The organism is Edaphovirga cremea (assembly GCF_003332275.1).
GTDB lineage: Bacteria > Pseudomonadota > Gammaproteobacteria > Enterobacterales > Enterobacteriaceae > Edaphovirga > Edaphovirga cremea.
This window is the reverse complement of sequence record NZ_QOVA01000022.1, coordinates 13269-39709: the sequence shown is the minus strand read 5'-3', so window position 1 is coordinate 39709 and position 26441 is coordinate 13269. Positions and strand designations below refer to the sequence as shown.

The window sequence follows — 26441 nt, the reverse complement described above, 5'->3', positions numbered from 1 at the left end:
GAGGAGGCTTTGCCCCAAAAGATTAGATATGTGTCTTATTGAGTCAGCCGCGTTTTTTTACCACTCCATCGGGGTAAACCACAGATTTTACAGCCTTGATTTGTCCAGAGACAAAGCTGTCAAGTTCGCCAAATCTATTCACCCTGATATCCATAGAGATGACCCCTTGTAAATCAGTGGCGTTCTTGACCCATGCGGTCAGGCCATCCACATCATAGTGGTGCCCATCCTTACTGTTACCTGGAACACCCCAGCGGTCAGGCGAATGCGGATTTGCATCGTCGTCATAGTAGGTCAGGCTGGCTTTCGCCGGTAGAAAACCCATGAAGTAAAACATCAATTTAATGTCATATTTTGCCAATGCCTGCGCGATCTCCATAGGGAGATCCCGTTGGGACGGCGAGCGAACGCCCGGCGCAATATCCAGAATACTGTCATAAATAGCAGACGGCGCCAGGTTATAGCCCGAATGTTGATCGATAGTAAGCAGAACAAATCCAGCCCCTAAATCAGCCACGGCCTGAGCATAGGCATCAACATCAAAAGTACTCAGGAAGTCGTCCCATGTTTCACCGGGTTGCCATTTTTCATCATCAGGAATTACTGGGGACAAATTCTGATAGTTCGGTAAGAAATGACACGATATGCCGTATTTCGCATTCATAAACCAATCAGTACGCGGATTGCCCACTTGCTGACCGATGATTTGCGGGGTAACGAAAGAAACGGGGGTACCGTAAGCAAAGCGTTCATTGCGTGGTGTGACAACCACTTTAATGTATTTCCCAAGATGTTCAGGCAATAGCATCAGACTTTGCGTATTAACGCCTTCAATCTGGGTAAAAGTACCGTCAGATGTGTCTCCAACCCACCACTCATACTGACTGCCACTCTCAGCAAATGACGCGGGATCACTGAATGGTGATAGTGATATCCTGCGCTACGGCAGTCGCGGGAATGGCCGTGAAACCAAGTGTTACCTTTTGGGTTTGCTGATCATAACTGTACGAAGTAATAGGCAACCCAACCCGGATTTCGTCATTTATTTTTATCCATGATCGGAAATTATCCTGCGTCGGTGCTGACGCTAACGTATTGGCAAAGGTCACGATCGCCTGACCATTGCTGATCTCCAGTGTATATCATAGGGCGCAAATTCATCGATATTCGTTTCAAACATCGCAAAACCGTCATGATGTTTAGTGGTAATGGTCAGGTATTTTTGCCCGGTATTGACTATCACCTCACTCCAGTATTCCGGATCGTAATTTTGTGGATCAAACGGAATGCAGCCGTCCGTAATATAAGTGTCTTTAGGAATATTGGCAGTATTCATATACCACGCATCATGACCTAATACTGAGTACGCGCCCCACTGCATCATGTGACCAAAACGGCTGTCGGTAAACCACTGCATGCGGTGCAGTTTATCTTCCGGTGTTTCATGTCCTGAGTATTGGCTAAAAACGAACCAATTAAGATAACCGTCAAAACCATCAGGAAAATAGAAATAGATGTCTTGTTCTTCCTGATCAGTAAAACTGACATAGCTGCTGACAGAATCGGTAAAATAGTTCTCTACTGATACCGGTGTCACGTAGATTGTCCATAAAGGTGATCCACCATCAACGGGCTCACCGATCCATACCTGAATTGCCTGGGCAGAATTCAATGTGGAGGCGTAGATCATACACTCCGCAAACTGGCCTTGAGGAATAGTACTTTTAAAACGTAACCATGAACCCGAGGGCAACTGAGAGACGGACTGACCAGGGTGTGTTCGCGGCGTACAGTCATAATTGGTGAGGCTGTAATTATCGGTGGATGTCAGGGTTATCGCGTCAGATGCTTCGGTGTAGTCTTGAAAGTAAATAATTGAGTTAGCCATTTTGGCTCCTATTCGGATTGCACAGAGAACCCTGTTGGTACTACGCAGTGTCGCTATTTCATATTGAGATCATGAGGACAAAAGAGATCAGAAAACCCTCTAGCGTTTAAAATAATAAAAATCCCATTCATATGTGATAGAGACTAACAGACGAATAAATTTAAGGCGGGCGAAAAAAAACACACCAAACGCGCATTAAGTAGACATATAGATATTTCTCAATTAATAAACCCCAGACCCCGAATAACAACAAAGAAAAACATAAAATAAAATATAATAAATCGAAAATATAAAATTCATCATTTTAATTTAATCATCACGGCCTCAAACAATTCTGATTTTATCCCGTTGGAAGCTATGGTATCTTTATCCTCTATAATGAAAAATTCCCTGAGGCAATATGAACACTCCCCTGACTAATACGACGAAGCAAATGAAACAGAAAAATATCGTATTGGTTACTGAAACGCTCAAGTCACTGGTTTCAGCGACGAAAGCAGAGATTGCCGCCCATACTGGATTAAGCCTGCCGACGTGCGGAACCATCCTCAATGACCTTTGCGCACAAGAAGAAGTGCTTGAAGAGTCACTGGAGGAGTCGCGTGGTGGCCGTCCGGCGCAGCGTTACACGTATAATCAGGATTATTTTAACGTCCTGAGTATTTATGCCGAGGGAAGCAAAGAATGTGCAGTGATCGCCTATTCAGTGAGATCGGCTACGGGCAAAATGATTGAAGAAGGTAGCGATTCTTTTCAAGCGATAACCGTCGAAAATTTCGTTGATTATATTCAACAACGTATTAACACCTATCCTAATATTCAGGTCATTGGTGTTGGTTTACCCGGCGTGGTCGTTAATGGGCATGTTTTTTCATGTGACCTTAGCGTTTTTGAGGGCGTATCCATTACGGAGCAACTCCGGGAAAAATTTGGCGTTTTCGTGCAGGCCGGGAACGACATGAACTATACCGCTTTTGGTTTTTATCGTAATAACTGTCGTAATGAGCAAGCTCCCGTCGCCTATATTTATATGCCGGAAGGACATTGTGCGGGGTGCGGTCTTGTTATTGCAGGGAAAATGTTACGTGGAGCCACGCAATTTGCGGGTGAAGTGTCCAAGCTGCCTTTTTATAAAGGCATTGATGAAAGTACCCGCGAGATCGATCCTGAAACAGATGTCATCAATAAACTGAACAATGTGATTGCATCGCTGATTGCCGTTATTAATCCGGTTACCATTGCCCTCTCCGGGGATGCGATTAAAAAGGAAACGTTTGCCGCAGTGAAAAGTTATCTCCAGCAAAATTTTCATCAAGATCATCTGCCAACATTTGTGTTACGGGATAATATCAACGCCGATTACCATTACGGCATCACTGAATACACCCTGGATGCGTTCAATAAATATCGAATTTTTGGTCACGTAGTCCAGTAACCCCCTGTCTAAGAGCCTTCCCAAGAGTCCTATTGGGATAGGCTCTTAGACTCAAAAGTGATACCTCATCACATCACTTTTGGGTAAATCCTGCGTTTTAGGAAACAAGAAATTGGAAACAACAGATTGACTTGATCGAGGCAATAGCTCTATACTTTCATCATTTACTAAAAGTCTTTTATTAAGTGATTTTACAAAATAAGCTCAGCATCTCAATTTGGACAAGGTAATCGTCAGATGTCTACACAAGCCATTGCTCTACCAATCAATACCGCTCTTCCCATCAATACACGGGGTAAACGTGCCGCCACCCGAACCGTGTTTTTCATTGCAGGTTTTGCCATGGGATTGTGGGCCGCACTGGTACCCTATGCGCAAGACCGAATGGGGTTTGCAGCGGGTGCGTTGGGTATGCTGCTGCTGTGTCTGGGCAGCGGATCGATCCTTGCAATGCTTTTTTCCGGAAAATTGATTGGCCACTTCGGTTGCAGAAAGATCATTGTTCTGGGTGTCACGCTGGCGTGCCTGTTTCTGCCCACATTGGCTTTCGTCAGCCAAACGTCCGTTATGGCGATGTGCCTGTTTTTCTTTGGTGCGGGTATCGGTCTGGCGGACGTGGCGATAAATGTCCAGGGTTCCCTGGTAGAGCAGTCCTCGGAAAAACCGCTGATGTCCGGCTTTCACTGCCTTTATAGCGTCGGATGCATCGTTGGTGCAGGCGGCGGTGCGGTGTTATTCAGTGTAGGGTTAGCACCGTTGACTGTGGCATTTCTTGCTGTCGCCAGCATCGTGGTGATGTCTTTCGCGGCGTTCAATCAATTGCTGCCTTTTGGCGACCATCAGGAGGCGAAAGAGAATGTAGCCACTAAACCGCGTCCCAACTTCAGACTCATGTTGATGGCGGTGATGTGCATGATCTGTTTTATGGCCGAGGGCGCAGTTCTTGATTGGGGTGGGGTATTCCTGACCAATGAACGCAATATGGATTTGGCCCATGCCGGTTGGGGATTTGCCCTCTTTGGCGGAGCGATGTCCGTAATGCGCCTGACCGGAGATAAAGTCGTCAGTTTACTGGGACGCAAGCAGGTGCTCATTTATGGCAGCCTGTGCGCCATGGCCGGTTACGCCATGGCGATTCTGTGTGCTGGTTGGGCGTTCACACTGCTGGGCTTTGTGCTGGTCGGGGTCGGCGCGGCAAATATTGTGCCGGTACTCATTACCCTCGCGGGCCAGGAAAAAGTTATGCCTGTCAATATGTCCATCGCGTTGGTCGCAACGCTGGGCTATTTCGGCGTGTTAGGGGGGCCGGCGTTAATCGGATTGGTTGCCCACTTAACAAACCTATATATTGCATTTGCGCTGGTGTCGTCCCTCTTTTTGGTTATTACGCTGGGTTCATTCAAATTGAAATACAGTAAAGAATAATCTGAACTCTGCATCGGGCAATAACATTAATTTGTGTGTAACTGAGTATGGTAATTTTACCAGCTAGCGCTTCGGCGCTAGTTTTTTTATGCACAAGATAAAATGGCTACTGAGTGCTGGGTCTGCTGAAACGTCAACCCGCGTAACGCAGAAGGATCCGGTGCAGCATATGGAGCGCGATAAAGCGCAAATGACGCATACTCTTTCTCATAGGTTATTGAACGCAAGGTATATTTCTAGGCGATGACAGGTTGATGGCGACCAGCAACGGACAAATCGCCATCACTGCAATGATCAGTCGCCCCAACGTCAAGGGATCGATGGATACCAAGGTATTGAGACCTGGAATAGCCAGTTTGTGATTGGCAACCATCACAATTTGGGTAATACCCGTCAGCAGCGTTAATAGTGCGGTAGGAAAAAAAGAATATTGCCAGGCACAAACCAGTAATGCGGGTAACGGAAGAATAAGGCCGATTATCCCATCGATTTTAGATGAAACCACCAGCGATAACATCAGCGCCAGCAGGGAAAATATCCGAATAATTGAAAAACGCGGTAGACGGATTTTATTGATATGCGGCAGAGTGACCATCAACGGTAAAAAAAGCATACCCGTCGCAAATTGCTCAGTAAACCAGTCACACCAGCCTACAGCGAAAGTCTTATTGACCATGCCATCACTGGCGATGGCACCCCATAATGCAGACAATGCGCAGGCAATAAAACAGGCAGGAAGCGTATTTATCAGCCTTCGCGACAGGATGCTATGGCGCATGTAATTTTTATACCACGAAAACAATACGTCACTTTTAATCAGGTAACACGCCAATGAAATGAAAATAATATTAGCCAAATTTATATTCATTGCATCCCACAGCCCGTTACCGCTGAGTGTATCCATGCACACCATTGCCAGGAATATGAAAATGAGGTGAGTCTTTCTATCCAGAATGGTGTATCTCACCATGAGACCCGCAAGAACGGCGTTTACTGGCCAGAACAGGGAAAGGCTTTCGTAGGAACGCGATAGAGCCCCTACATGTGACAGATAAAAAGTAACAACAAATAGAATGATTCCCTCCAGCAGAACGTCTGAGTTGATAACCCTCATCGTGATTTCTTTTATTTTCATATCAAAATACTGCAATTACTCAGGTTGTTTCCGCAAGGAAGATAGCTTTAGCGATGAAGATTACATCATTCTGCCAAAATAATTGTTAACATAATAACACTAAAATTATCACAAATACATCACAAAAACAGATACCGCATCAAGACCCAGAATTGGCCGATTTTCAAAATAAGCGTATAATTATCAAATAGTAACATCTGACCGGGCTTGGTTCCCGTCTTTAATAGTGAAATGAGACTGTGTTAACGCGGCGGTTATTCTGGATGGCAATAAAAGACAAAGCCACCCGTCACGCGAGGGAGACGGGTGGCTTTGTTCGCAGAGGAGCGATGCCAGGAAAACAATGGTGATTTACAAACCCTGTTCGGCAATATCCATCGCAAAATAGCTGAGAATAATATCTGCACCTGCGCGCTTGATCGCCCCCAGGCTTTCGCGCACCACCTGACGTTCATCGATGGCACCCGCCGCCGCCGCAAATTTGATCATCGCATATTCACCGCTGACCTGATATGCCGCCAACGGCAGACGCGACGCCTCACGGATATCACGGATAATATCAAGGTACGCGCCCGCAGGCTTCACCATCAACGCATCCGCCCCCTCCTGCTCATCCAGCAGCGACTCACGGATCGCTTCACGGCGATTCATCGGGTTCATCTGATAGCTGCGACGATTGCCTTTCAGCACGCTGCCACCGGCTTCGCGGAACGGACCATACAATGAAGAGGCAAATTTGGTGGAATACGCCATGATTGAGGTATCAATGAAACCCGCTTCATCCAGAGCGCGGCGAATGGCCTGTACTTGCCCATCCATCGCGGCTGAAGGTGCAATGAAATCGGCACCGGCCTGCGCGGCAATGACCGCCTGCTTACCGAGATTGCGCAAGGTTGCATCGTTATCCACACCGTGATCGTGCAGCACACCGCAGTGACCATGCGAGGTGTATTCGCAGAAACAGGTATCGGACATCACCACCATTTCCGGCACCGTGTCTTTGCAGATGCGGGTCATGCGGGCCACCAAACCGTTTTCATTCCAGGTATCACTGCCAACGTGATCCAAATGGTGCGAGACACCAAACGTCATCACCGATTTAATACCAGCACGAGCATAACGCTCAATTTCGTAAGCCAATTTGGACTCAGGAATTCGGCGCACACCCGGCATTGCCGCGATCGCGGTATATTCACTGACCTCTTCCTCAACAAAAATCGGCAGAACCAGGTCGCCGAGATTAAACTCAACCTCCTGGAAAAGTGAACGGATCGCGTCAGAACTCCGCAGGCGGCGCGGGCGTGAAACTGGAAACTGATTAGACATGGGAACTCCTGAAAAATACCGTCGCGCCAATTTTGAAGCCTATCCCCCCAGGGGTCAACCTTGAGTTCTTATTTGACCATAAACAGATATTTCATCGAGTACCGCCTGGTCAAAACGCCGGGTTCTCTTCTGCGGCTTTCATTCGCGCCACTTCGCCGGAATCAAGCCACTCGGTAATCTGCCCGCTGATAAAGGCAAACAGCCGTTCGTTGCCACGCGGGGTGCAAATAGCCTGCTGGATTTCGGTGAAACTGTCTGCCAGCACGCGATAACCCGCATGCACCGACGCCGCCTGTTGCAACGGTTGACGGACACCGGCCACGACATCCCCTTCCCCTGCCAGAAAACGTTCAATGGCAGAGTGTGACGTCTCCAACCGGTTCAAGGAAGCATGATTCAGATGACGGGTCAAAAAGAGATCGTATGCCGCACCTTTTCCGACATTAATGGTAATAGCCGCCTGATCCAACTGATCAACGTTTTGCCACGGGGATGATTCGGCCACCAGATAGGTGCCTTCGATCGTAATATATGGCCGGGTGAAACTCAGTTGTTGCGCCCGCTTGGGATCGATCGCCAAAAAAGCGATATCCCAGCAGCGTCGAGTACTGTCTTCCACCACTTTACCGGCGGTGGAGTAGGTATGCATCTCCAAGGAACAACCCAAAGCGCTGGTCAGCTTTTTCGCCAAAACCACGCTCAGCCCCTGCAATTCCCCATGAGCGTCCTGACGCGCCAATACCGGATTTCCCAGATTGATCGCCACAGATAACACCCCGGGCTTGATGCATTCATGACGTATTTCTTCCGCCTTTATCGCTGGCATAATCTTCTCCTGCTGTGGCATTTGGCCGCCCCTGACAACGATAGGCCACGCGCGACACGGACATTGATTATCAGCATGGCACATGCTTAGGCAAGTGCGGCGCAGAATTTTTATGAATGAGAAGCGCGAGGCGCTGCCCGCAGGCAGGCCGCTCATCAGTCCGGTAAAAAAGCCTGCAAACGCTGGCGTTGAATACCTCGCGGATCGAAATTATCGGCGCTCAACCAACCGTTGAATGCCTGCTTGAGCGTCGGCCACTCTTTATCAATGATTGAAAACCAGTCTGTATCCCGATTACGCCCTTTAGTCACGATAGCCTGGCGGAATCTGCCTTCATAGCTAAAACCATAACGCGCGGCTGCCGATTTGGAAGGTGCGTTGCAACTGTCGCATTTCCACTCGCAACGACGATAACCCAGGACATCAAAGGTATGTTGCAACATCAGGAAGATGGCTTCAGTTCCACTGCGCTGCTGCTTCATCAGCGGCGACCAGTTAATAGCACCAAGTTCAAGCACACCGTTATATCCATCGATACGCATAAAGGCACAGGTACCCACTGCCTGTTCCGTAGCCAGATCGATAACGGCAAACTGCAACGGATCTTCACTCGCTGAAAGCTGTTGCAGATAAAGACGGAAACTGTGCAGATCGGCAGGACGCTCTGCGAAGAGGTAAGTCCAGTCCTCGTCATTATCTACACGGTGATACGCAGAATACAGTGCATCCAGATGTTTGAGTGGATCCACCGGTTCCAGACGGCAGTATTGCCCATTAATCGCTTGGCGGGCAGGCTTGGCGCGCGGCGTCCATTCTGTGAGTGATTCGCCAATCGGCTGACCAAAATGATTGATTGCTGGCATGATTCTTCCTTTCAATTATCACTAATTATTCACTGTAACGGTTGCCCGAAATCTTGTCTCCCCTTTCGCACACTCTACCCACGTTACACACTCTCTGCTTGAAATTGTAAATGCTGCCTTCTGTATAGATAGACAGTTGAATAGTTCAGAAAAACAAATAAATTGCCGATTAAAAACCCATACACCTCGCATAAACGCACAAAAAAACAACGCATTTAACGTTAAATACGTCACAAAATAACAAATATAAGGTTAATGATGTTTCATTTATGTTCTTTTATTGTTGTTTTTTATCTTTTTGCGAAGAAATGTGACACAACATTAGTGACATTTTTAACATAACAGACTGTTTGTTAAGAAAAATCCTATGAGTTGCCGTTGTGACGATCAAAAAATAGTCGGAAATGACACATCTAAAGACAACTTTACGATAAATGATGAATAATTTTTACCAATTAGCAGGGTTAAGATCACTATGAGAGATAGACACAAATGCGTGTAATCCCCTGAGTGCCGCTCACTGCCTGCCTTTGCCCTACCCTTAACGAGTTACCTGTCGCCCTCTCCATGGATTTACCCTAAAGGCTCACTGAATATTGACTTAAAACAAATTTATAATTCTCCCTTATGGGTAAAGATATAAAGAAAATCCCTTTGAATTTGGGTTATGTTTGTTGGTAGAACATAACCAAACATGATGTTTTGCTCTATTTTCGTCCTTGGGATTATTCCGAGCGTGTTTTTTCGCAGCTAAAACAGATTTAAATAATTGAGAGGTTCTTTATGCCGACGATCATTATGGATTCATGTAGCTATACCAGATTGGGTCTTACTGATTACTTGACATGCAATGGGGTAAAAAAGAAGCACATTACCGCAATTGGCGACATTGATAGTTTGCAGGAAAAATGCAGTAAACTGAGTCCTAATGTTGTTTTTATTAATGAAGACTGTTTCATCCATGAAGTAAACGCAACGGATCGCATTAAGAACGTAATTACTCAGAACCCGGACACGCTTTTCTTTATTTTTATGGCCATTACCAATATCCATTTTGAAGAGTTTCTTTTTGTGCGTAAGAATGTGATTATTTCGTCGAAAGCAATCAAACCCTCTACGCTGAATGAACTGCTCAAAGGCTATCTGGAGAAGGCTCTGCACACATCAGAGAAATCTTCTCTTGATCTGACACCAGTTACGTTGAGCCAGACAGAATCGAACATGTTACGTATGTGGATGTCCGGTGAAGGTACTATTCAGATATCTGACAAAATGCAAATTAAAGCAAAAACAGTTTCCTCTCATAAAGGAAATATTAAAAGAAAGATAAAAACACACAATAAACAGGTTATTTATCATGTCGTACGCCTGACCGATACATTGACCACTGGAATTTACGTTAATACCCGTTAAATATTTTAAAATTTCTCAGCCTCTCTATTTGAATTTTAATTATCTTGATAATTAAAATGGTTTACCCTCCGCTAATTTTTAAAGACTCTTGCCGATAATATATCGACAAGAGTCTTTGTTTTTTATCTACACAGTCCCCCGACCTCTTTTTCAGCCTATTTTTTAAGCGCATAGCGATGGCAAAACCCATCAACAGAATTACTCTTTCCAATAAATCGGCTTCTGACGCCAAGTAAGCAGAAGAGTACTGCACGTAATGATTGAATTGGGATCAGGATCTCATTCGTCGACTAAACATTCTTCGCCAGATGCCGATGCTTTCTGCATGGCTGTCGCAGTACCCGCGGAAAATTCCGCTGCTGTGCCAGCATAACGGTAACTTTACCCTCCTACGTAACGTGCCGTCATGGCTGACGGGCAGTACGCCGATAAGAAGTTGGAATATGCGAATGGATATGAAGATGAGCGCAACACCTGAAGGAAAAGACAAAACCCCAATGATCGGTAATATTCGGCTGGTCTCATTATTTATTGCGATGCTGACTGGAATAATGGTTCTCTTCGCGCTCTCAATTGGCGCGTCCAGTTACTTTCTCAAACAGAGTAATGATTCTTTGGCTGATGCGACGAAAGAGCTGGAGATCCGGCTTGCCTTGTCAAATAGTTCAAACCATTTCCGTACGGCGCGCCTGATGTTGATTCAGGCATCGTCAGCCGCACGAATTGGTGAAATTGATATATTTAAAACCAATATCAAATCAGCACAAGCGCGTATTGAGCAATCCCAGTCCCTCTTTACCTTCTACCTTAATCGTCCATCAAAAACCGAGGCTGACCAGGCGATCGATGTGGATTTAATCAAGGCGTATGAGGCGTATCTGAATCAAGGTATGCTGCCGATGTTAGCGTCAGCCCGTCAGGGACATTTTGAAGAGGTCATTGAGGAAGAGTCCGACACGCTGCGCAAACTTGATGAGACATTCAACATTCCACTGTTGAAAGCCGTTCAATATCGCACAGAGCAGGCAACGCAAATCAACATGCAGGCCCATGAAGAGTCCCGTCTGGGCTACATTCTGATGGGGGCTGCTTTCCTGGCCTCACTGGCGCTGACTCTTTTGACCTACATTATTCTGCGTAAAGCGGTTATCAACCCCATAGATCAATTGGTCAGCCGTATCAAGAGCATTGCTGCAGGCGATCTGACTTTGCCAGCACAGCACCATGGACGCAATGAAATTGGCATACTGGGCAGCAATATTGAATTGATGCAACGTTCACTCGCCAGCACGGTGGAGATCGTTCGCGAAGGCGCTGAATCCATCTATCAGGGTTCCAGTGAAATTGCGTCAGGTAACACCGACCTTTCCGCCCGTACCGAAAAGCAAGCGGCCTCACTTGAACAAACGGCAGCCAGCATGGAGCAGATAACGGCAACGGTAAAACAGAACTCCGAAAACGCCCACCACGCCAGTCAGCTTGCTGCCAATGCGTCCGATAAAGCCAAAAAAGGCGGTGAAATCGTGGCTGACGTAGTCAACACCATGGACAGTATTTCTAAAAGCTCGACCAAAATTGCAGAGATCACCAATGTGATCAACAGCATCGCCTTTCAGACCAACATCCTCGCCCTCAATGCGGCGGTTGAAGCAGCGCGAGCCGGTGAACAGGGCCGAGGTTTTGCCGTGGTCGCCAGCGAAGTTCGTAACCTTGCGCAGCGCAGTGCACAGGCCGCGAAAGAGATTGAATCACTCATCGAAGAATCCGTGGATTTGGTGGGCGAAGGCTCGTTACTCGTCGCTGACGCCGGGAAAACCATGCGAGAAATAGTGACGGCAGTTACTAATGTCACGGATATCATGGGCGAAATCGCTTCAGCGTCTGATGAGCAAAGCCGTGGCATCAGTCAGGTGAGTCAGGCGGTGTCAGAAATGGACAGCGTAACGCAACAAAATGCCTCGCTCGTTCAACAGGCTTCAGCGGCGGCGGCATCGCTTGAAGAGCAGGCTGCGCGTCTTACCCAGGCCGTTGCCGTTTTCCAACTGGCAAACCGCCCTTCCGCATCCATCAATTCCGCTAACGTCCCCCCTTTTACTCCGGCGTTGGCACTCGCGGGTTCTCATAATAAATCCCTGAATGACTCGCAGAATTGGGAAACCTTTTAAGCCATTTGGAATATCAGTGAATGTAGTCGGGGGCAGAATCTGCCCCCGATTCTTGTAATTCGGTTAGCAGTTACTCGGTGTCGTCACGCGGTTCTACAAACGTTCCATCGTGGCTATCTATCTCATTGAAGAACCATATTCCCGCAGGGTAGTCTTCGAGGGATACCAAATACATAATCCCTTCACTGAATTGCTCAACTTCCAGAACGACCCCTTCCCTGCGTGGTCCACCGTCGGTTTTTACCGTCACCAGATCGTTTACTTTCATAACGTTACCTCACTATTTCTCTATGAAAACAGTGTAGCGCACAATTCTGCAGAAAGGATATGAAAATGCTTCTCAGCATCATTGCGGAATTTTCAATTCCTTAACATTCTGTAGCGAGAATCCTGCTTATGGGTTGATCTACACTGCTCACGTACTGCAAACCCAAAAACAGTACTTTAAAGCAAGATGTAACAAGGAACTTTGCCCGCTCCCGAGCGGGCCTTTTTCGTTGGCGCGCCGCCAGCAGCGGGTGAAGGGTTAATTTTCACTTGAATTGCACAAAGCAAAAACCCGCCGGAGCGGGTTTTATTATCTGTGGGTTTCGCTGGTTAGACGCAGCGGAACATGCAGATTAGATAGCGGTAACGTTAGCCGCTGATGGACCTTTAGCACCGTTCTCGATAGAGAACTGTACATTCTGGCCTTCAGCCAGGGTCTTGAAACCGTTGTCCTGGATTGCAGAGAAGTGTACGAACACATCTTTGCTGCCGTCAGCTGGAGTAATGAAACCAAAGCCTTTAGACTCGTTAAACCACTTAACCTGACCTTTCATCATAGTCATGATAACTTCCTTAATAAAAAAAATGAGCCGCTAGTGGGCGATATATAGCCGGCTTTCAGTCGTTACTTATGAAGGCACTAAGAAGGAAATTCGTCAGAGAAGGGCTATCAACGATAACGCTTAAATTTGAACTACTTTACTCAGGATGTCGTGCATAAATAGGTCTGTACCACAGGCCGGTAAGCATTTACTCATGACAGCGGAATAATAGCAACTCTTTTTAGCAGCCACTCCCTCATTTTAAGAACCGATGTATAAAAAGCCACCTTTCTGGCGTTTTATGCATCAATTACTCTTGTGCGGATCTTTTGCCTTTGAGTGACATCCCAGGGATGGCAGGCAAGGCATCCCCGCACTCTACGCAAAAATTTGCGCTTTCTTCATGTCCTATACGGTGACAGAGCGAGCAGGATCTGCGCTGGCGATTTCGCTGTAATTCCTCAGACATATAGGCCGTCAATATTCCCGTAGGTACCGCAATAATCGAGTAGCCCACCAATATCAGTATTGATGCCAGAATCCGCCCAAGCGCCGTATGCGGGGTAATATCGCCATACCCCACCGTTGTCAGCGTCACAACGGCCCAATATACCGAGGCGGCCAATGTGGTGAAACCGTCCTTCCCGCCTTCTACGGCGTACATCAGTCCACCGAAGACGCACAGTAAAATGCCGACAAAACCGAAAAAAAGCGTCAGCTTATGCCGCGCACGCAGCAAACTGCGCCACAATGCACCAGCTTCATTCATGTAGCGCAACAACTTTAATACCCGCAACACGCGCAGTACACGCAACAGCCTTAGCAGCACCACCAATTCAGTGGTGCTGGTGATGCCCGGCAAAATCATGACGATATATAAAGGCAGAATGGTGACAAGATCGATAACACCAAAAAAACTGGTAGGGTAGCGTTCAGAGGTTGGCGTGCAAATCAGGCGTAGAAGGTATTCCAGCGTAAAAATCACCGTGAAGGTAATCTCACACCATAGAAAAAAATTCGAGGCGTCGGGTATGCCAGAAAATACGGTGTACTCGCCCGACTCGAAGAACAGCATCAGTACGCTGACCATTGCCACAAGGATCCAGACGGTTTCGGCCCTGCGTCCGACTGCCGTATTATGGTCAAATAATAACCGGAAGCCTTGCTGTCGAAGAGTGTGATAAGACGACGCTTTACTTGTCATAAATGTCAGAGCCTCCTTTTTAATGTGTCGTTTAGCACCAGATACCCTAATCAACCGTTGAAAAAAAAAGCGCTAGCAACTGGATTTTTGCTAGCGCCTTCATCATCCAGAATCGTTCATTCTAACAATTCAGAGGCCGTGTGGCGGACATACGCAGTGATCTGGGCCAAATCATCCGGATCTACACTGCCCCCGCTGACCTTGCGGACGGTATGCTCCAACTGTTCATCAATATCCTGCTCGACCTTATTGGCGATTTGTACCTTTACAATCGTATCCACCGACGAAATAAATGCTTTAAGTACTGCCTTCAAGGCAAAAATTTCACAAAAAGAGTCGTAAGCGTGAGGATGTGCATTTTCTAGCTGTGTGTTTTTACCGCGAGGAGCCGCCATTTTCAGGCTGTCCACGTTCTCAATAATCAGATCGATATCTCTGATTAACTCATCAAAATCTTTTGGCACTTTTTTTCCTTCGCCAGGCGAAAGTGAGCAGAATACCACTCACGTCAGAGGGGGAAAAGATGACGTCAGCGGTATGCTCAGTTTTCGGCCAGTTGATACTCAGATTAACGAGGCGTGCTGCAATTCGCTCTTGAGATAAGCATAATAAATAGGCGCGGCAATAACACCTGGTAGTCCAAACGCAGATTCAAATACCAGCATTGCCAAGAGTATTTCCCAGGATTTTGCATTGATGCGCGTACCTACGATTCGGGCATTCAGGAAATATTCTATTTTATGAATGATCACCAAATACCCCAGAACCAGTATCGCTACCCAGAGTGACAATGACAGGCCAACAATAAAAATGACGGTATTGGAGATGAGATTACCAATCACAGGAAGCAGGCCGCAAACAAACGTAAAGATCACCAGCGTTTTGGCAAACGGCAGATGGATACCAAACATCGGCAGCACACCAAACAAGAAACCCGCAGAAAGAATCGTGTTGATCAATGAAATCTTGAACTGAGCGAACACAATGTTCCTGAAAGCCCCTGCCAGCAGCCTCACCCGCATAAACAACTCACTCTTCAGCGGCGGCTGCGGCTTGGAGCGATCATAAACCTGCAAGGAGACAATGGCTCCCAGCACCATACCAATCAGCATGGTTACAAAAGCATGTGCCGCATTCTTTCCAACGTTTTGCAGCACGACAATGTGCTCACGCAACCATTGCAAAAACTCACGCTGCAACTCCTCAATATTGCTGGGCAGATAATGGGACATAAATGGCGACACTCGTGATTGCGCATCTTCCAGCAAGATGGCCACTTTGGCATTGAAAACTGCCGTGTTTTTTAAATCTTCCATCAAAAAGCTGATAATACCGGTTACTGCCAGAATCAACCCGGTGACCACTATCGTACTGATGAGAGCCACCACCAACCAGCGGGCTCGATGTCCGCTGATGATTTTCTGGAAATGAGGAGTCAGCGCATTTACCAGTTCATACACCGTAAAACCCGCGATAAAACACGCCAGAAGGTGAAGAGGAAGAATCATCAATAACCCGCCCATCACGATAATCAGGCTTAACCAGCGTATTTGATTCAAACTCATGATCTGCATCGACAGTTCCCTTAGTGTGTCACCAAACGACAACGTTACATCAAACCGCTATATTAGCACTGAAAAAGATGGGTAAGGAGCAGGCTTTTGGTTCTTAATCATCTCATAACAGAAAAACCCGTTGCTCATTGATACTGATTTATGGTGCTCGATGACGCTTCTCGAAAATTATGGCGTAATGATATTTGCCCGTCTAGAAAGACATGAGCAACTCAGAATAGCGCCCGCTTTCGAGAATAATCTTAATCACCTGATTTATATAGACTTATCTGGTGATATTTCACTTAATTCAGCACAAAGCGCTAACCCGTTCGCTTTGCCGATATGTCAGATAGAAATATTGCTGATGTAGGCCACATCAAAACCCTCACCAAAAAGAACATAACCATTTGATATAACTCAAATATAACTAAACCATATGATGATAAGGCGAAACATCTAAAATATAGATAAGCACCCTGAATTGATTAATTTTGCAAATGTATTTTTATAGCTATTCTTACCCACGCCAGGACGATGCCTATAAGAGAATTCCCATCCAATGCATGATTTTTATTAAGAAAAAACTTACAAAAAGAAATGTACCCCGAAATCGTTGCAAACGTAAGTAAAATATAACTCATTGTATATAAATAGATTAATTCTATTTTAATTTCTTATTTTTTTATTTCACCACACTTCTCAACCACTTGACAATTCCAAAACAGTAATAATAATTCACAAATTGTTTTTAATTGATTAAAATTAGATTACTCTATTGCTTGGTCGAATAGTGACCCTTATCGTGTTTCTCGTGGAGGTTTTATGAATAAAGCTTTACTGATTGCAGGGACTCTCTCCCTCTACCTGATGGGTTCTACTTTTGCTTTAGCGGCAGGCGCAGCTGGTAGCGTAGCTTCAGGTCTGAGCGCAGGCAAAGCGACCGCTGTTGGTGTTGGTGCTGTCGCTGCATTGGCAGCTATTGCTCTGATTGCCGAGGACGACAGTGACGGCTCTTCTACAAGCACCAGTACTACTACAACGACCGTTCGTTAATTAGTACGTTGTTGCTGTGTAGTATTAGTAGAAAGTAATAATGGCCGGGCTTGCCCGGCTTTTTCTTTTGCCGCGGCAAACTCCGGGCAAAAGAAAAGCCGTCCCCGGAGATTGAGATGGGGTTTATTTCAAACGGTGTAGGGTGAGGTAACCGCCAAAGACAGCGCCTGTATCGAGATATAATTGATTGCTCACGCGAAAAGGGGTTTGCAGCGGTGTGTGACCAAAAATGAACAGGTCGGCACCTGCGATGGGTTTGCTCTTTCCGTGCAGCGCGAGATGAACGCGTCTTCTATTCCAGACGACGTCTTCGCGGTTAACTGGTTTGTTGAAATGATAGCGATCCGCAGGATAATCGGCATGGGCAATAATTGTACGTTTATCGTCCACGATCAACTCGATGATGAGTGGCAAAGTTCGGCAGTGTGAAATCAGTCTGGCGGCTTCAATTTGAGGTTCATCTTCCAATGCCAGATACCAGTCTCCCCCGTTAATCAACCAATTCTCGATTTGCCCCTCAAAGAGTGCTTCAATCGCCATCTGTTCATGGTTACCCAGCACCGCGCAAAACCAGGGTTGTTCAAGCAATGCCAGACATTCAAGGCTGTTTTCACCACGATCTATCAGATCGCCAACGGAGATGAGCAGGTCATTCTCGCGATCAAAATCATGCTCTTCAAGCGTCGCCAACAACATCTTGAAACAACCATGCAGATCGCCAACCACAAAAATCTGGCGATAATTCCCACCTTCAATTTTCTGGTACATAGGCTCTCCCGTCAGGGTGACAAAGCCCAACACTACCTCAAATGACTATTTTTTCATCATTGCTTTCAAATTGGCAAAAGGGTTGTGCGTCGCCGCTGCGATATCTTTCTGCGCATCTTCACCCGCGACCACGGTTGAACCGTATTGATCTGCCTCGGTATATTTTGAATGCTCGTGGTCGTGACAATACAGGCACAGCATCTCCCAATTACTGCCATCCTCTGGATTATTGCTGTGATCGTGGTCAACGTGATGGACGGTCAGTTCACGCAAATTGGAATAGACGAACTCTCGCGAGCAACGACCACAGACCCAAGGGAACAGTTTGAGTGCCTTTTCGCGATATCCGACTTCGAGTTTTGCATAATTTTTCGGGATAAAAACCATTTCTGGACTGCCTTCATTTCAAGAAGAAACCTGATTCATTTTATCGCCAAAATGTAAGGTCAGCGAGGAATATTCTGACTCCATGGCATTAAGAACACCCTTCAGCAACAAATCGGATTGGAAGTTGGCGAATACGGCCAATAAGAAAGGCCAATGTGAATAACACTGACCTTGATGGGGGAACAATCAGTTTATGGTTTCTTACTCTTCAACACATTTTGCTTTCGGGTTTCCCAGGCGTTCAATACACCATCCCTGAATCGCTCTGCGCCGATAAATCCCACGAAGATGCCAACGACAGGCAACCAATTTCCCTGGATCCCGCTGGACTTCATCACCTCCAACACTGCAAAGGCGATGATTACACAAATAATTCCACCAAAAATGGAGCGAGCCCAACTCTTTCCATCATTCAGACTGCTCCAAAGTGAGATGATAAAAGCGGATACGCCAGTAAACATCATCAATCTATTTTGTGATAGGAAGTCCAGTGCCGCAGACCAAAGATTTGGATCCTTTTCGTTCATAATATCCCCTGCTGGCAACGCCAGTTTTGTCGCAAATTAACACACCTGATTTCTAGATACTCGTGAGTAGACATAAATAATAAACCTCGCTGTTTTCCATGGAATTTTCACCTGATAATCGATTGAAAGAGAGCCGCTATTGATTCACTTTGCGAATGCACAGGAATTCAGATAGCGAGAGATACCGATTTGTACCAGGACATCATGAAAAAGAACGACGTTCAAAGGCAATTGCCTTCTTTGCGGGTGATATGAGCCACCCTGGCACGAGGAGCTCAGGGCTGAACTACTCATTGCATGACCAGTCCATGGTGAATTCACCTGCATCAAGCGAAAAACAGTATCGTTCCATGATTGAGGACTTCTTCAGGTGCCACCTTGCTTTTGCATGTTTCTATAGACTTGGAAAAAGAATCTGTAGCCTCAAGAAATGCCATGATTTTCATCGCAATGAGGTCTTTGATTTCATCGCAATCGGGTTATCAAGATGGAGACACTGAGTGCGTGTTTTTAAAAGAGAGTAATATTTCTTTAGGCGTAGGGTTTTGCAAGGGATAAGCTCCAAACGATCAACATTCCGTTAAGTATTTCTAACCATTATCTCGGTAGCTGCTTCCAAAGTGATTCTAACTGAAATTGCATTTGTTAGGAGTTGCCCCGAAATATGGAATATTCCTAGTCATGTGTATTTGTAACATGCATGAAATATTTCAAGTATTAGCACCTAAGCAGTCAAAATAACTAAACTCTATGCGCCTTCTACAGGAGTATTTTTGGGTAGTACCTGCGAGATCACAACCACTTCACAACGATTCCCCAATTTCCATATCACCTAAAATCATTCTTGGCAAGAAGTTTTTTTAAAAGATATACTTAATAATTACTATGAGTTGTGCTAAAGTTTGCTCAGTCTTATAATAAAATTAGAGTAGTGTGGTTTTCACTAACAGTTCTCAGTTACGTAATGACGCCTGAAAACACAACACTATCACTTGCTGCGGTTCCAAGATGGACATTTTAACAATTGGATTTTCAAAAACTATGATTGCTATAAAAAAACAATCAAGTTTGACATAGCATACAGTCAAAGGAATGCATATGCTAACTAAGGAACAATCTGAAAGATTACATATTTTAAGATTTCCATTAATATTAGGTGTTATTTTTATACATGCAGCTGTTTTTGACGTCCAAATAAATGGGCACAATATTGGCGTGGCAAACTCATCTCTCTTATCAGAACTATTGATAAACTATTTCTCACACTCGCTCGGAAGAATCAGTGTACCTTTATTCTTTTTGACAGCTTCATTTTTTCTATTTTTGAAGCTTAAATCCACGATTGATTCGTACAAAACACAAATAACCAAAAGATCAAAAAGTCTTTTAATTCCTTATTTTTTCTGGAATCTCTTGGTTTTTATATTTTATATAATAATTGAAACAACGCCTAGTCTTTCAGTATTTCTAAGTCCCGACAAAGCCAGGATTACAGAGAAAGGTATAGGCTATTGCCTTAAAGTTATTACAGGACTAACTGAATATCCCGTTGCCTATCAACTCTGGTTTATAAGGAATCTATTTCTCCTATGCTTAATTTCTCCATTTTTTTTATTATTGAAAAGCAAGAAAAGCATGGTTTCTTTATTTGTTGTTCTTTTAGTTTTATGGGCTTTTAATATACAGCAGATAATTATTGAAGGTTTATTCTTCTTTTATGCAGGATTCTTATTGTCAAAACAAAAAAATTGGATATCAATCATTGATAACCATAATTTTTTAGTACTATTTTCCTTTCCTGTTTTTTCAGTTTTGGATGCGCTTACTGAGAGTGAAAAATATAATCTTCTAATCCACAAAGTAACGATATTGACAGGCTGTGTCTTTCTGATACATTCAACATGCTATTTAATAAAAATTAAAAAATTGAAATCACTACTTACATGGCTTTCTGGTGCAAGTTTCTTTGTGTACGCAAGCCATGAACCAATAATGACAATAACAAGGAAAATAATGTATAAATTATCACGACCAGAAACAAGTATGGCCGTGACATCTATTTATTTCCTTTCAATCATCGCAACTATTTTGATGTGTTTAATATTTTATGCTGCGTCAAGGAAAATATTACCCACATTTACTGGCTTTATAACCGGAGGTCGTGCATAAATTACTTTAAGCAGCAAGGCAGTTGAAATGATGTGGCTATTTACAGCTCAGATTATCAGCCAGATCTTCACTCATGGAGGGTACTTATTTTATGATGGGGCATTAAATTTTGTAATCGGCTGCAGAATTAATCGATAATATTAATCCGAGAAAAATTAATTTTGAAGTCAAATTCTAATCGCGAGTTGCACATTTACTATTAACCTAACAAAAACACATTACTCATTTAGTAAGCACCATCATGGGTAAAAATAACAGTTATTGTTTTTAATATGATAACTACATCCAACTTTGTACTTTTAATTAGATGCTTCTGATAATAAGTTATTAGGGCTAAAACAGGATTCTCCTGATTTAACATTTTTAACATAGTGAGTTTTATCCGTCTCTTCAGGCATTTCACCTTGCTCATTGAATTCTGAAAATAACTTGTTTTAGATATGAGTAAACCGACCGCAAAGCGGGCAATATGAGTAACTAAGGTATACAACAATTTGGTGGGTGTAAGATCGTGTACAAAGTTTTGGCGTACGATAGAAAAATGAAAGTTACACCATCCGTTGAAGTCCCTCTACTCAAAAAAATGGTAGTCTGGAGGTTAGCCCATATTCTACGTGTGACGGGGGTCGTTGAATTAAAACTGTGTAAGTGCTTGAATAGTGGCGGAGAGAGAGGGATTTGAACCCTCGGAAGGGTTACCCCTTCAATAGTTTTCGAGACTATCCCGTTCAGCCGCTCCGGCATCTCTCCGCATTTAAGAGTTGCTATAATGCCCTGTTTTGCGGCATTTTTACAGCACTTACACCCGCCGATTGGTTCGAGTGATCACTTTACGAGCAAGATGATGATTAAGTGGCCGTGGAAAGCAAGTGAATCTCAGGCAGACAGGCTTGCAGAATGGCAGGAAGCTTTGTCTATCCCTTTGTTAGCGCCTCTTTCCGTTGAAGAAAAACAGCGGATTGTTCGCATTGCCAGCCAAATAATACAGCATAAACGCATTGTGCCTTTACAAGGGATGGAGTTGACTCCCCTGATGGAGGCGCGGATTGCGCTCTTGTTCGCCTTGCCGGTGATGGAACTGGGCGTCGAATGGCTGGATGGGTTCCATGAAATTCTGCTCTACCCCACGCCGTTCCTGGTCGATGATGTCTGGCAGGATGACAACGGTTTGGTGCATTCCGGTCAAATGGTTCACTCAGGACAAAGCTGGGAGCAGGGCCCGATTGTTCTCAATTGGCAGGATGTGCACGATTCGTTTGATATGTCAGGGTTTAATCTGGTGATTCATGAAGCCAGCCATAAACTGGATATGCGCAATGGCGGGCACGCAAATGGTGTTCCGTCCATAGCATTGCGGGACGTGGCGGGTTGGGAACTCCACCTGCATGCGGCTATGGATAATATACAGGATGAAATCGATATGTTGGGCGAAGACGCAACCAGCATTGAAGCCTATGCCGCCGCCGATCCAGCAGAGTGTTTTGCGGTATTGTCGGAATATTTCTTCAGCGCGCCGGAATTACTGGCTAACCGCTTTCCTGCGCTTTATCAGCACTTCAGCCAGTTTTACCGTCAGGATCCGTTATTGCGGCTAAAACGCTGGGAAAACGAGCATCCCTAACCCTTCCCTGCTCAGTTGCTGAGCAGTTAACACAGAGCAGGAAATTTAGCGTTGACTTGCTGCGGGGGGCTGGATATGATGCGCCCCGTTCACACGATTCCTCTGTAGTTCAGTCGGTAGAACGGCGGACTGTTAATCCGTATGTCACTGGTTCGAGTCCAGTCAGAGGAGCCACTTTCTTGTTTTCATGCCTCTTCGCGAATCCTTATTTAATTTTGATTCAATGAGTTAGCATGAAAATCCTTCCCGATGTGTATTCATTTATCCGCATGCATCGGAAGAAATTGGTGGTCAGATCTGGGGTCTGTTCAGTTCGATGATGGAGTGACCCCCACCATGTCTTTAAGCGATGCAAAAATCCGTAGTACCAAACCTTCTGATAAAACTTTCAAACTGACTGATGCGCAGGGTTTGTATCTGCTTGTCAATCCCGGTGGCTCCCGCCGTTGGTATCTCAAATATCGCTTCAACCGAAAAGAATCCCGCCTTGCATTAGGCGCATATCCGCAGGTTTCGCTTTCCAACGCCCGTCAACAGCGCGATGGCATTCGCAAGCTGCTGGCGCAGAATATCAACCCAGCACAGCAACGTATGTTTGAGAAAGCCGCCGCTTCACCGGAGAAATGCTTTGAGGTCGTCGCGCTGAACTGGCATAAAACCAACAAAAAATGGTCGGCAGACTATGCAGACCGCATTCTTGCCAGCATGAAAAACCATATCTTTCCGGCGATTGGTCACCTTCCTGTCATGATGCTGAAAACGCAGCATTTCACGGTGCTGCTGAAAGTTATCGAGAATAAAGGCTTTCTGGAAGTTGCGTCCCGTACCCGGCAGCAGCTTTGCAACATTATGCGCTACGCCTTACAGCAGGGACTGACTGAAAACAATCCGGCTCTGCATCTGGAAGGTGTAACCGCTCCTCCGGTTAAAAATCACTACCCTGCACTTCCGCTAGAGCGGTTGCCCGAACTGCTTAACCGAACAGATGACTATCAGCAGGGACGGCAACTAACAAGACTGGCAGTCTCGCTGACTCTTCATCTGTTTATCCGTTCCAGCGAACTGCGCTTTGCCCGCTGGAGCGAGATTGATTTCAGAAACAAAATCTGGACCATCCCCGCTACCCGCGAAGCAATCGACAAAGTACGTTACTCCGGACGTGGCGCAAAAATGCGTACCCCGCATATTGTGCCACTTTCCCGGCAGGCTATCGCCATCCTGAAACAGATAAAGGAAATCTCCGGCCATCTGGATTTAGTTTTCCCCGGCGACCATAACCCGTATAAGCCGATGAGTGAAAACACCATTAACCGGGCGCTACGTTTAATGGGTTATGACACCAAAGCCGATGTCTGTGGTCATGGATTCCGGGCGATGGCCTGTAGCGCACTGGTAGAATCTGAACTCTGGTCGCGGGATGCGGTGGAGCAACAGATGAGCCATCAGGAAAGAAACTCCGTCAGAGCAGCCTACAGCCATCTGGCTGAGTACCTTGAGGTCAGATATCACATGATGCAGTGGTGGGCTGATTATCTTGATGCGAATCAGTCAAATTATGTTGCCCCTTACCATTTCTTTCAAAAGCAGCGAAGTAAAAAAACATCAAACAGCTCCTCCCGTGTTAGGGATTGAGTGACGATATAGATAAAAGTTTAACTTCAGACCTTAAAGCTATCGGTCTCCTTGCGTGGTAATGCCAAGGACACCAACAAACCCAGCACCAGACCTGCCGTTGCCAAATAGAAGGCATGCTGCGTGCCGCTCGCCAACCCCTCATGCAAGGCATCTCCTTGCAAGTCATCGATCCCGCGATTGGCGAAGACCACCAGTACGGCAATTCCAATCGCATTACCGATATTCAATGTGGTCGAAGCCATACCCGAAGCGATGCCCTGCTCATGATGTGCCACGCCTGAAGCCGCAGCGATCCACATGGCTGTCCAGACTATACCCTGGCCGAGACCCGATACCACCAACCCTGGCACGATGTTCGCATAGGGCGCACCAACAAAGGCAGCCGGAGCCAATGCCAGTGTGCCGACAATACCGACTGCAAAGCCCATCAGCAACGTCGTACGTATAGGCAGGCGATTCGCCAGGCGCGCCCCCAACTGCGTGCCGGAGAAGATCGCCAGCGACGGTATGATAAAGGCCAACCCTGTCTGCAAGGCGCTGTAACCCTGCACACTCTGAAACAGCACCGTCAGGAAATACGGCAACGCGCCGAACGTGCCCATATAGATGAAGGTGATCACCATGCCTGTCACCATACTGTGGTTGCTGAACAGCCGCACCGATATAAGCGGATCGCGGCTGCGCACTTCAATCAGCGCGAAGACCAACAGGAATACGCCAGCCAGTACCAGGGCGGCGACAATAGGAGTGGTGCGCCATCCATCTTCAGGCCCCTGTACCAGCGCATAGACCAGCAGCGTGACACCGGCTGTCACTGTCAGAGCACCCGGCAGGTCGAAGCTGCGGCGCTCAATCCTGGGTAGATCCTTGGGTATCACGAAGAACGCTGCCACAATGGCGATACCGGCCAGCAGGACGTTGACGAAAAATACCGACGGCCAACCGTAGGCGCTGGTCAGTACGCCACCAGCCAGCGAACCCAATGTCAGGCCACTGGCTCCAGCGCCTCCCCAGATCGCCAGTGCGCGGTTGCGCGGCGGACCTTCCTCGAATAGTCGGTTGATCAACGACAGTGTGGACGGAAACAGCAGCGCCGCCCCCATACCCTGCACTGCACGCGAGATCACGATAACCACAGGGCTCCAGGCCAACCCACCGGCTAGGGATGACAGGGCATACAGCCACAGCGCGAAGATAAACATACGCCGTTGTCCTAGCAGATCGGCGGCACGCCCCCCCAACAGCAGGAAACCGCCGCAGAATACGGTGTAAGCGCTGACCACCCACTGCAGGGTCTGTCCGGAAAAACCCAGGTCAGCGCCAATCTCCGGCAGAGCCACGAACACAATGTTGATGTCGAGTGAGTAAATGAGCTGAGCGAAGGCAAGTAGCGCCAGACTCCATCCCAGGGAACGATGTGCCATGGTGGCGGACAAGAGGGAAGGCATAAACGGATCTCCAGATAGCAAGGTTAAATAGTTCGAGTAAATGCGTACTATAACAGTACGGGTATAATCGAACAATAGTCTCGAAAAACGGGCTGCCTCGATAAATGGTTTGTAAGTACTCATACTATGGAATAAACTGTCTGAATGACGCCCAACCATCCTGATCGTAACCAGATCCGCCTAGAGAACGTGCTAACCGCGCTTGGCAATCCGCTACGCCTAACAGTAGTGCGTGTGCTGGCCGATGGCGGGGAGCATGCATGCAGCGCCGTGCTCCAGGGCATTCCCAAATCGACCCTGACCCATCACTGGCGTGTGCTGCGTCACAGCGGTGTCATCTGGCAGCGGCCCTACGGTCGGGAGAACCTGCTGTCACTGCGTCGGGAAGATCTGGACTCACGCTTCCCAAGATTGCTCGATGCCTTGCTGAGCGCCGTGCAATGTGATGCATTAACGCAAGAGGTAACAGCGAAGAATCTGCCGCAACGCTGACTCCGTAACAGGACAGAGCCGCTCGCTCGTGAACACCCTGCTCTCGTCATCATGTCTTTGTGTTACGTCCTGGCATTGATTGCGCCCCATAATCCTCTTCATCCCGATATCGACCCAAAAAATATTTGTACAGGCGTACCAATAGGATTGGGAGATATTCCTATCTAATGTCAAGCATTGTAGAAGTTGCACTGTTACATTGTTTAAGAGGAAATTAGTGTCGCTTTCTGTCAGTGCCAGGGAGGAGCTCAAATGCCTTATACGTCCGACACCCACAGGCAGGAAAAGATGATCCT

Annotated in this window: 24 protein-coding genes and 2 tRNA genes; 10 read left to right on the top strand and 16 right to left on the bottom strand. The window is 46.3% G+C overall.

The window, feature by feature from the left end; genetic code table 11:
• Positions 1–43: 43 nt before the first annotated feature.
• A complete protein-coding gene (locus tag DRI82_RS19845; RefSeq protein WP_245956886.1) occupies positions 44–808 on the bottom strand; it encodes an alpha-L-fucosidase in 765 nt (254 codons plus the stop codon).
• Between the two features lie 297 nt (positions 809–1105).
• Positions 1106–1888 carry an alpha-L-fucosidase gene (locus DRI82_RS19840; RefSeq protein WP_114195639.1) on the bottom strand — a complete coding sequence of 261 codons (783 nt, stop codon included), beginning with the start codon at positions 1886–1888 and terminating at the stop codon, positions 1106–1108.
• A 400-nt stretch (positions 1889–2288) separates the two neighbouring features.
• On the opposite strand from DRI82_RS19840, the gene DRI82_RS19835 reads away from it, so the two are divergent.
• Positions 2289–3323, top strand: coding sequence for an ROK family protein (locus DRI82_RS19835; RefSeq protein WP_114195638.1), 1035 nt, complete (start codon positions 2289–2291; stop codon positions 3321–3323).
• Positions 3324–3560: 237 nt separating this feature from the next.
• Positions 3561–4748, top strand: a complete 1188-nt coding sequence (locus DRI82_RS19830) for an MFS transporter (RefSeq protein WP_114195637.1) — start codon at positions 3561–3563, stop codon at positions 4746–4748.
• A 214-nt stretch (positions 4749–4962) separates the two neighbouring features.
• Here the strand turns inward: DRI82_RS19830 and DRI82_RS19825 are convergent, their stop codons facing one another.
• From DRI82_RS19825 to DRI82_RS19810, 4 genes are all read right to left on the bottom strand, one after another.
• Positions 4963–5862, bottom strand: coding sequence for a diguanylate cyclase family protein (locus DRI82_RS19825; RefSeq protein WP_157968107.1), 900 nt, complete (start codon positions 5860–5862; stop codon positions 4963–4965).
• 372 nt (positions 5863–6234) lie between these two features.
• Positions 6235–7209 (bottom strand): porphobilinogen synthase, encoded by a 975-nt coding sequence (gene hemB / locus DRI82_RS19820; protein ID WP_114195635.1) that lies wholly within the window; start codon positions 7207–7209, stop codon positions 6235–6237.
• 109 nt (positions 7210–7318) lie between these two features.
• Positions 7319–8035: a transporter substrate-binding domain-containing protein gene (locus DRI82_RS19815; protein ID WP_114195665.1), complete on the bottom strand. Its 717-nt coding sequence runs from the start codon at positions 8033–8035 to the stop codon at positions 7319–7321.
• Positions 8036–8190: 155 nt separating this feature from the next.
• Positions 8191–8898: a GNAT family N-acetyltransferase gene (locus DRI82_RS19810; protein ID WP_114195634.1), complete on the bottom strand. Its 708-nt coding sequence runs from the start codon at positions 8896–8898 to the stop codon at positions 8191–8193.
• Between the two features lie 783 nt (positions 8899–9681).
• Here DRI82_RS19810 and rcsA point away from each other — a divergent pair.
• Positions 9682–10311, top strand: a complete 630-nt coding sequence (gene rcsA / locus DRI82_RS19805) for a transcriptional regulator RcsA (protein WP_114195633.1) — start codon at positions 9682–9684, stop codon at positions 10309–10311.
• Between the two features lie 449 nt (positions 10312–10760).
• Positions 10761–12476 (top strand): methyl-accepting chemotaxis protein, encoded by a 1716-nt coding sequence (locus DRI82_RS19800; protein ID WP_114195664.1) that lies wholly within the window; start codon positions 10761–10763, stop codon positions 12474–12476.
• 70 nt (positions 12477–12546) lie between these two features.
• Here the strand turns inward: DRI82_RS19800 and dsrB are convergent, their stop codons facing one another.
• The 5 genes from dsrB to DRI82_RS19775 all read right to left on the bottom strand — a co-directional run bounded on the left by dsrB (position 12547) and on the right by DRI82_RS19775 (position 16063).
• Positions 12547–12744 carry a protein DsrB gene (gene dsrB / locus DRI82_RS19795; protein ID WP_114195632.1) on the bottom strand — a complete coding sequence of 66 codons (198 nt, stop codon included), beginning with the start codon at positions 12742–12744 and terminating at the stop codon, positions 12547–12549.
• Between the two features lie 352 nt (positions 12745–13096).
• The gene (gene cspE / locus DRI82_RS19790; RefSeq protein WP_170138738.1) at positions 13097–13306 is read right to left on the bottom strand and encodes a transcription antiterminator/RNA stability regulator CspE; all 210 of its coding nucleotides are present in this window, start codon (positions 13304–13306) and stop codon (positions 13097–13099) included.
• A gap of 289 nt (positions 13307–13595) precedes the next feature.
• Positions 13596–14489 (bottom strand): ion transporter, encoded by an 894-nt coding sequence (locus DRI82_RS19785; protein ID WP_114195630.1) that lies wholly within the window; start codon positions 14487–14489, stop codon positions 13596–13598.
• 116 nt (positions 14490–14605) lie between these two features.
• Positions 14606–14953 (bottom strand): hypothetical protein, encoded by a 348-nt coding sequence (locus DRI82_RS19780; RefSeq protein WP_114195629.1) that lies wholly within the window; start codon positions 14951–14953, stop codon positions 14606–14608.
• Between the two features lie 99 nt (positions 14954–15052).
• A complete protein-coding gene (locus tag DRI82_RS19775) occupies positions 15053–16063 on the bottom strand; it encodes an AI-2E family transporter (protein WP_114195628.1) in 1011 nt (336 codons plus the stop codon).
• 804 nt (positions 16064–16867) lie between these two features.
• On the opposite strand from DRI82_RS19775, the gene yjbE reads away from it, so the two are divergent.
• Entirely contained in the window at positions 16868–17098 is a 231-nt protein-coding gene (gene yjbE / locus DRI82_RS19765; RefSeq protein WP_114195626.1) for an exopolysaccharide production protein YjbE, read from the top strand.
• 123 nt (positions 17099–17221) lie between these two features.
• On the opposite strand, the gene DRI82_RS19760 is transcribed toward yjbE, so the two are convergent.
• The 3 genes from DRI82_RS19760 to DRI82_RS19750 all read right to left on the bottom strand — a co-directional run bounded on the left by DRI82_RS19760 (position 17222) and on the right by DRI82_RS19750 (position 18780).
• Positions 17222–17866 (bottom strand): metallophosphoesterase, encoded by a 645-nt coding sequence (locus DRI82_RS19760; RefSeq protein WP_114195625.1) that lies wholly within the window; start codon positions 17864–17866, stop codon positions 17222–17224.
• 45 nt (positions 17867–17911) lie between these two features.
• Positions 17912–18253 (bottom strand): HNH nuclease YajD, encoded by a 342-nt coding sequence (gene yajD, locus DRI82_RS19755; RefSeq protein ID WP_114195624.1) that lies wholly within the window; start codon positions 18251–18253, stop codon positions 17912–17914.
• A 191-nt stretch (positions 18254–18444) separates the two neighbouring features.
• Positions 18445–18780 carry a phage holin family protein gene (locus DRI82_RS19750; RefSeq protein WP_114195623.1) on the bottom strand — a complete coding sequence of 112 codons (336 nt, stop codon included), beginning with the start codon at positions 18778–18780 and terminating at the stop codon, positions 18445–18447.
• A gap of 1098 nt (positions 18781–19878) precedes the next feature.
• On the opposite strand from DRI82_RS19750, the gene DRI82_RS19745 reads away from it, so the two are divergent.
• Entirely contained in the window at positions 19879–20949 is a 1071-nt protein-coding gene (locus DRI82_RS19745; RefSeq protein ID WP_157968106.1) for an acyltransferase family protein, read from the top strand.
• A 660-nt stretch (positions 20950–21609) separates the two neighbouring features.
• Here DRI82_RS19745 and DRI82_RS19740 read toward each other — a convergent pair.
• Positions 21610–21699, bottom strand: a tRNA-Ser gene (locus tag DRI82_RS19740).
• Between the two features lie 94 nt (positions 21700–21793).
• Here DRI82_RS19740 and mtfA point away from each other — a divergent pair.
• From mtfA to DRI82_RS19725, 3 genes are all read left to right on the top strand, one after another.
• On the top strand, positions 21794–22570 hold the full coding sequence (gene mtfA / locus DRI82_RS19735) for a DgsA anti-repressor MtfA (RefSeq protein WP_114195663.1): 777 nt from the start codon (positions 21794–21796) through the stop codon (positions 22568–22570).
• Positions 22571–22668: 98 nt separating this feature from the next.
• Positions 22669–22744 (top strand) — tRNA-Asn (locus tag DRI82_RS19730).
• 162 nt (positions 22745–22906) lie between these two features.
• A complete protein-coding gene (locus tag DRI82_RS19725; protein WP_114195621.1) occupies positions 22907–24202 on the top strand; it encodes a tyrosine-type recombinase/integrase in 1296 nt (431 codons plus the stop codon).
• 26 nt (positions 24203–24228) lie between these two features.
• Here DRI82_RS19725 and DRI82_RS19720 read toward each other — a convergent pair whose 3' ends face one another.
• On the bottom strand, positions 24229–25653 hold the full coding sequence (locus tag DRI82_RS19720; protein ID WP_114195620.1) for an MFS transporter: 1425 nt from the start codon (positions 25651–25653) through the stop codon (positions 24229–24231).
• Positions 25654–25797: 144 nt separating this feature from the next.
• Here DRI82_RS19720 and DRI82_RS19715 point away from each other — a divergent pair, with 144 nt between their 5' ends.
• Positions 25798–26145 (top strand): ArsR/SmtB family transcription factor, encoded by a 348-nt coding sequence (locus DRI82_RS19715; RefSeq protein ID WP_114195619.1) that lies wholly within the window; start codon positions 25798–25800, stop codon positions 26143–26145.
• Positions 26146–26441 lie beyond the last annotated feature (296 nt).

Bases quoted from the DNA above. Each gene is read 5' to 3' on its own strand.
- hemB (WP_114195635.1), bottom strand. From the start codon at position 7,209: ATGTCTAATCAGTTTCCAGTTTCACGCCCGCGCCGCCTGCGGAGTTCT.
- yajD (WP_114195624.1), bottom strand. From the start codon at position 18,253: ATGGTTTTTATCCCGAAAAATTATGCAAAACTCGAAGTCGGATATCGC.
- DRI82_RS19845 (WP_245956886.1), bottom strand. From the start codon at position 808: ATGCTATTGCCTGAACATCTTGGGAAATACATTAAAGTGGTTGTCACA.
- DRI82_RS19745 (WP_157968106.1), top strand. From the start codon at position 19,879: ATGCTAACTAAGGAACAATCTGAAAGATTACATATTTTAAGATTTCCA.
- DRI82_RS19825 (WP_157968107.1), bottom strand. From the start codon at position 5,862: ATGAGGGTTATCAACTCAGACGTTCTGCTGGAGGGAATCATTCTATTT.
- DRI82_RS19715 (WP_114195619.1), top strand. From the start codon at position 25,798: ATGACGCCCAACCATCCTGATCGTAACCAGATCCGCCTAGAGAACGTG.
- DRI82_RS19750 (WP_114195623.1), bottom strand. From the start codon at position 18,780: ATGAACGAAAAGGATCCAAATCTTTGGTCTGCGGCACTGGACTTCCTA.
- DRI82_RS19830 (WP_114195637.1), top strand. From the start codon at position 3,561: ATGTCTACACAAGCCATTGCTCTACCAATCAATACCGCTCTTCCCATC.
- DRI82_RS19785 (WP_114195630.1), bottom strand. From the start codon at position 14,489: ATGACAAGTAAAGCGTCGTCTTATCACACTCTTCGACAGCAAGGCTTC.
- DRI82_RS19835 (WP_114195638.1), top strand. From the start codon at position 2,289: ATGAACACTCCCCTGACTAATACGACGAAGCAAATGAAACAGAAAAAT.
- DRI82_RS19810 (WP_114195634.1), bottom strand. From the start codon at position 8,898: ATGCCAGCAATCAATCATTTTGGTCAGCCGATTGGCGAATCACTCACA.
- dsrB (WP_114195632.1), bottom strand. From the start codon at position 12,744: ATGAAAGTAAACGATCTGGTGACGGTAAAAACCGACGGTGGACCACGC.
- cspE (WP_170138738.1), bottom strand. From the start codon at position 13,306: ATGACTATGATGAAAGGTCAGGTTAAGTGGTTTAACGAGTCTAAAGGC.
- rcsA (WP_114195633.1), top strand. From the start codon at position 9,682: ATGCCGACGATCATTATGGATTCATGTAGCTATACCAGATTGGGTCTT.
- yjbE (WP_114195626.1), top strand. From the start codon at position 16,868: ATGAATAAAGCTTTACTGATTGCAGGGACTCTCTCCCTCTACCTGATG.
- DRI82_RS19775 (WP_114195628.1), bottom strand. From the start codon at position 16,063: ATGCAGATCATGAGTTTGAATCAAATACGCTGGTTAAGCCTGATTATC.
- DRI82_RS19720 (WP_114195620.1), bottom strand. From the start codon at position 25,653: ATGCCTTCCCTCTTGTCCGCCACCATGGCACATCGTTCCCTGGGATGG.
- DRI82_RS19840 (WP_114195639.1), bottom strand. From the start codon at position 1,888: ATGGCTAACTCAATTATTTACTTTCAAGACTACACCGAAGCATCTGAC.
- mtfA (WP_114195663.1), top strand. From the start codon at position 21,794: ATGATTAAGTGGCCGTGGAAAGCAAGTGAATCTCAGGCAGACAGGCTT.
- DRI82_RS19725 (WP_114195621.1), top strand. From the start codon at position 22,907: ATGTCTTTAAGCGATGCAAAAATCCGTAGTACCAAACCTTCTGATAAA.
- DRI82_RS19815 (WP_114195665.1), bottom strand. From the start codon at position 8,035: ATGCCAGCGATAAAGGCGGAAGAAATACGTCATGAATGCATCAAGCCC.
- DRI82_RS19800 (WP_114195664.1), top strand. From the start codon at position 10,761: ATGGATATGAAGATGAGCGCAACACCTGAAGGAAAAGACAAAACCCCA.
- DRI82_RS19760 (WP_114195625.1), bottom strand. From the start codon at position 17,866: ATGTACCAGAAAATTGAAGGTGGGAATTATCGCCAGATTTTTGTGGTT.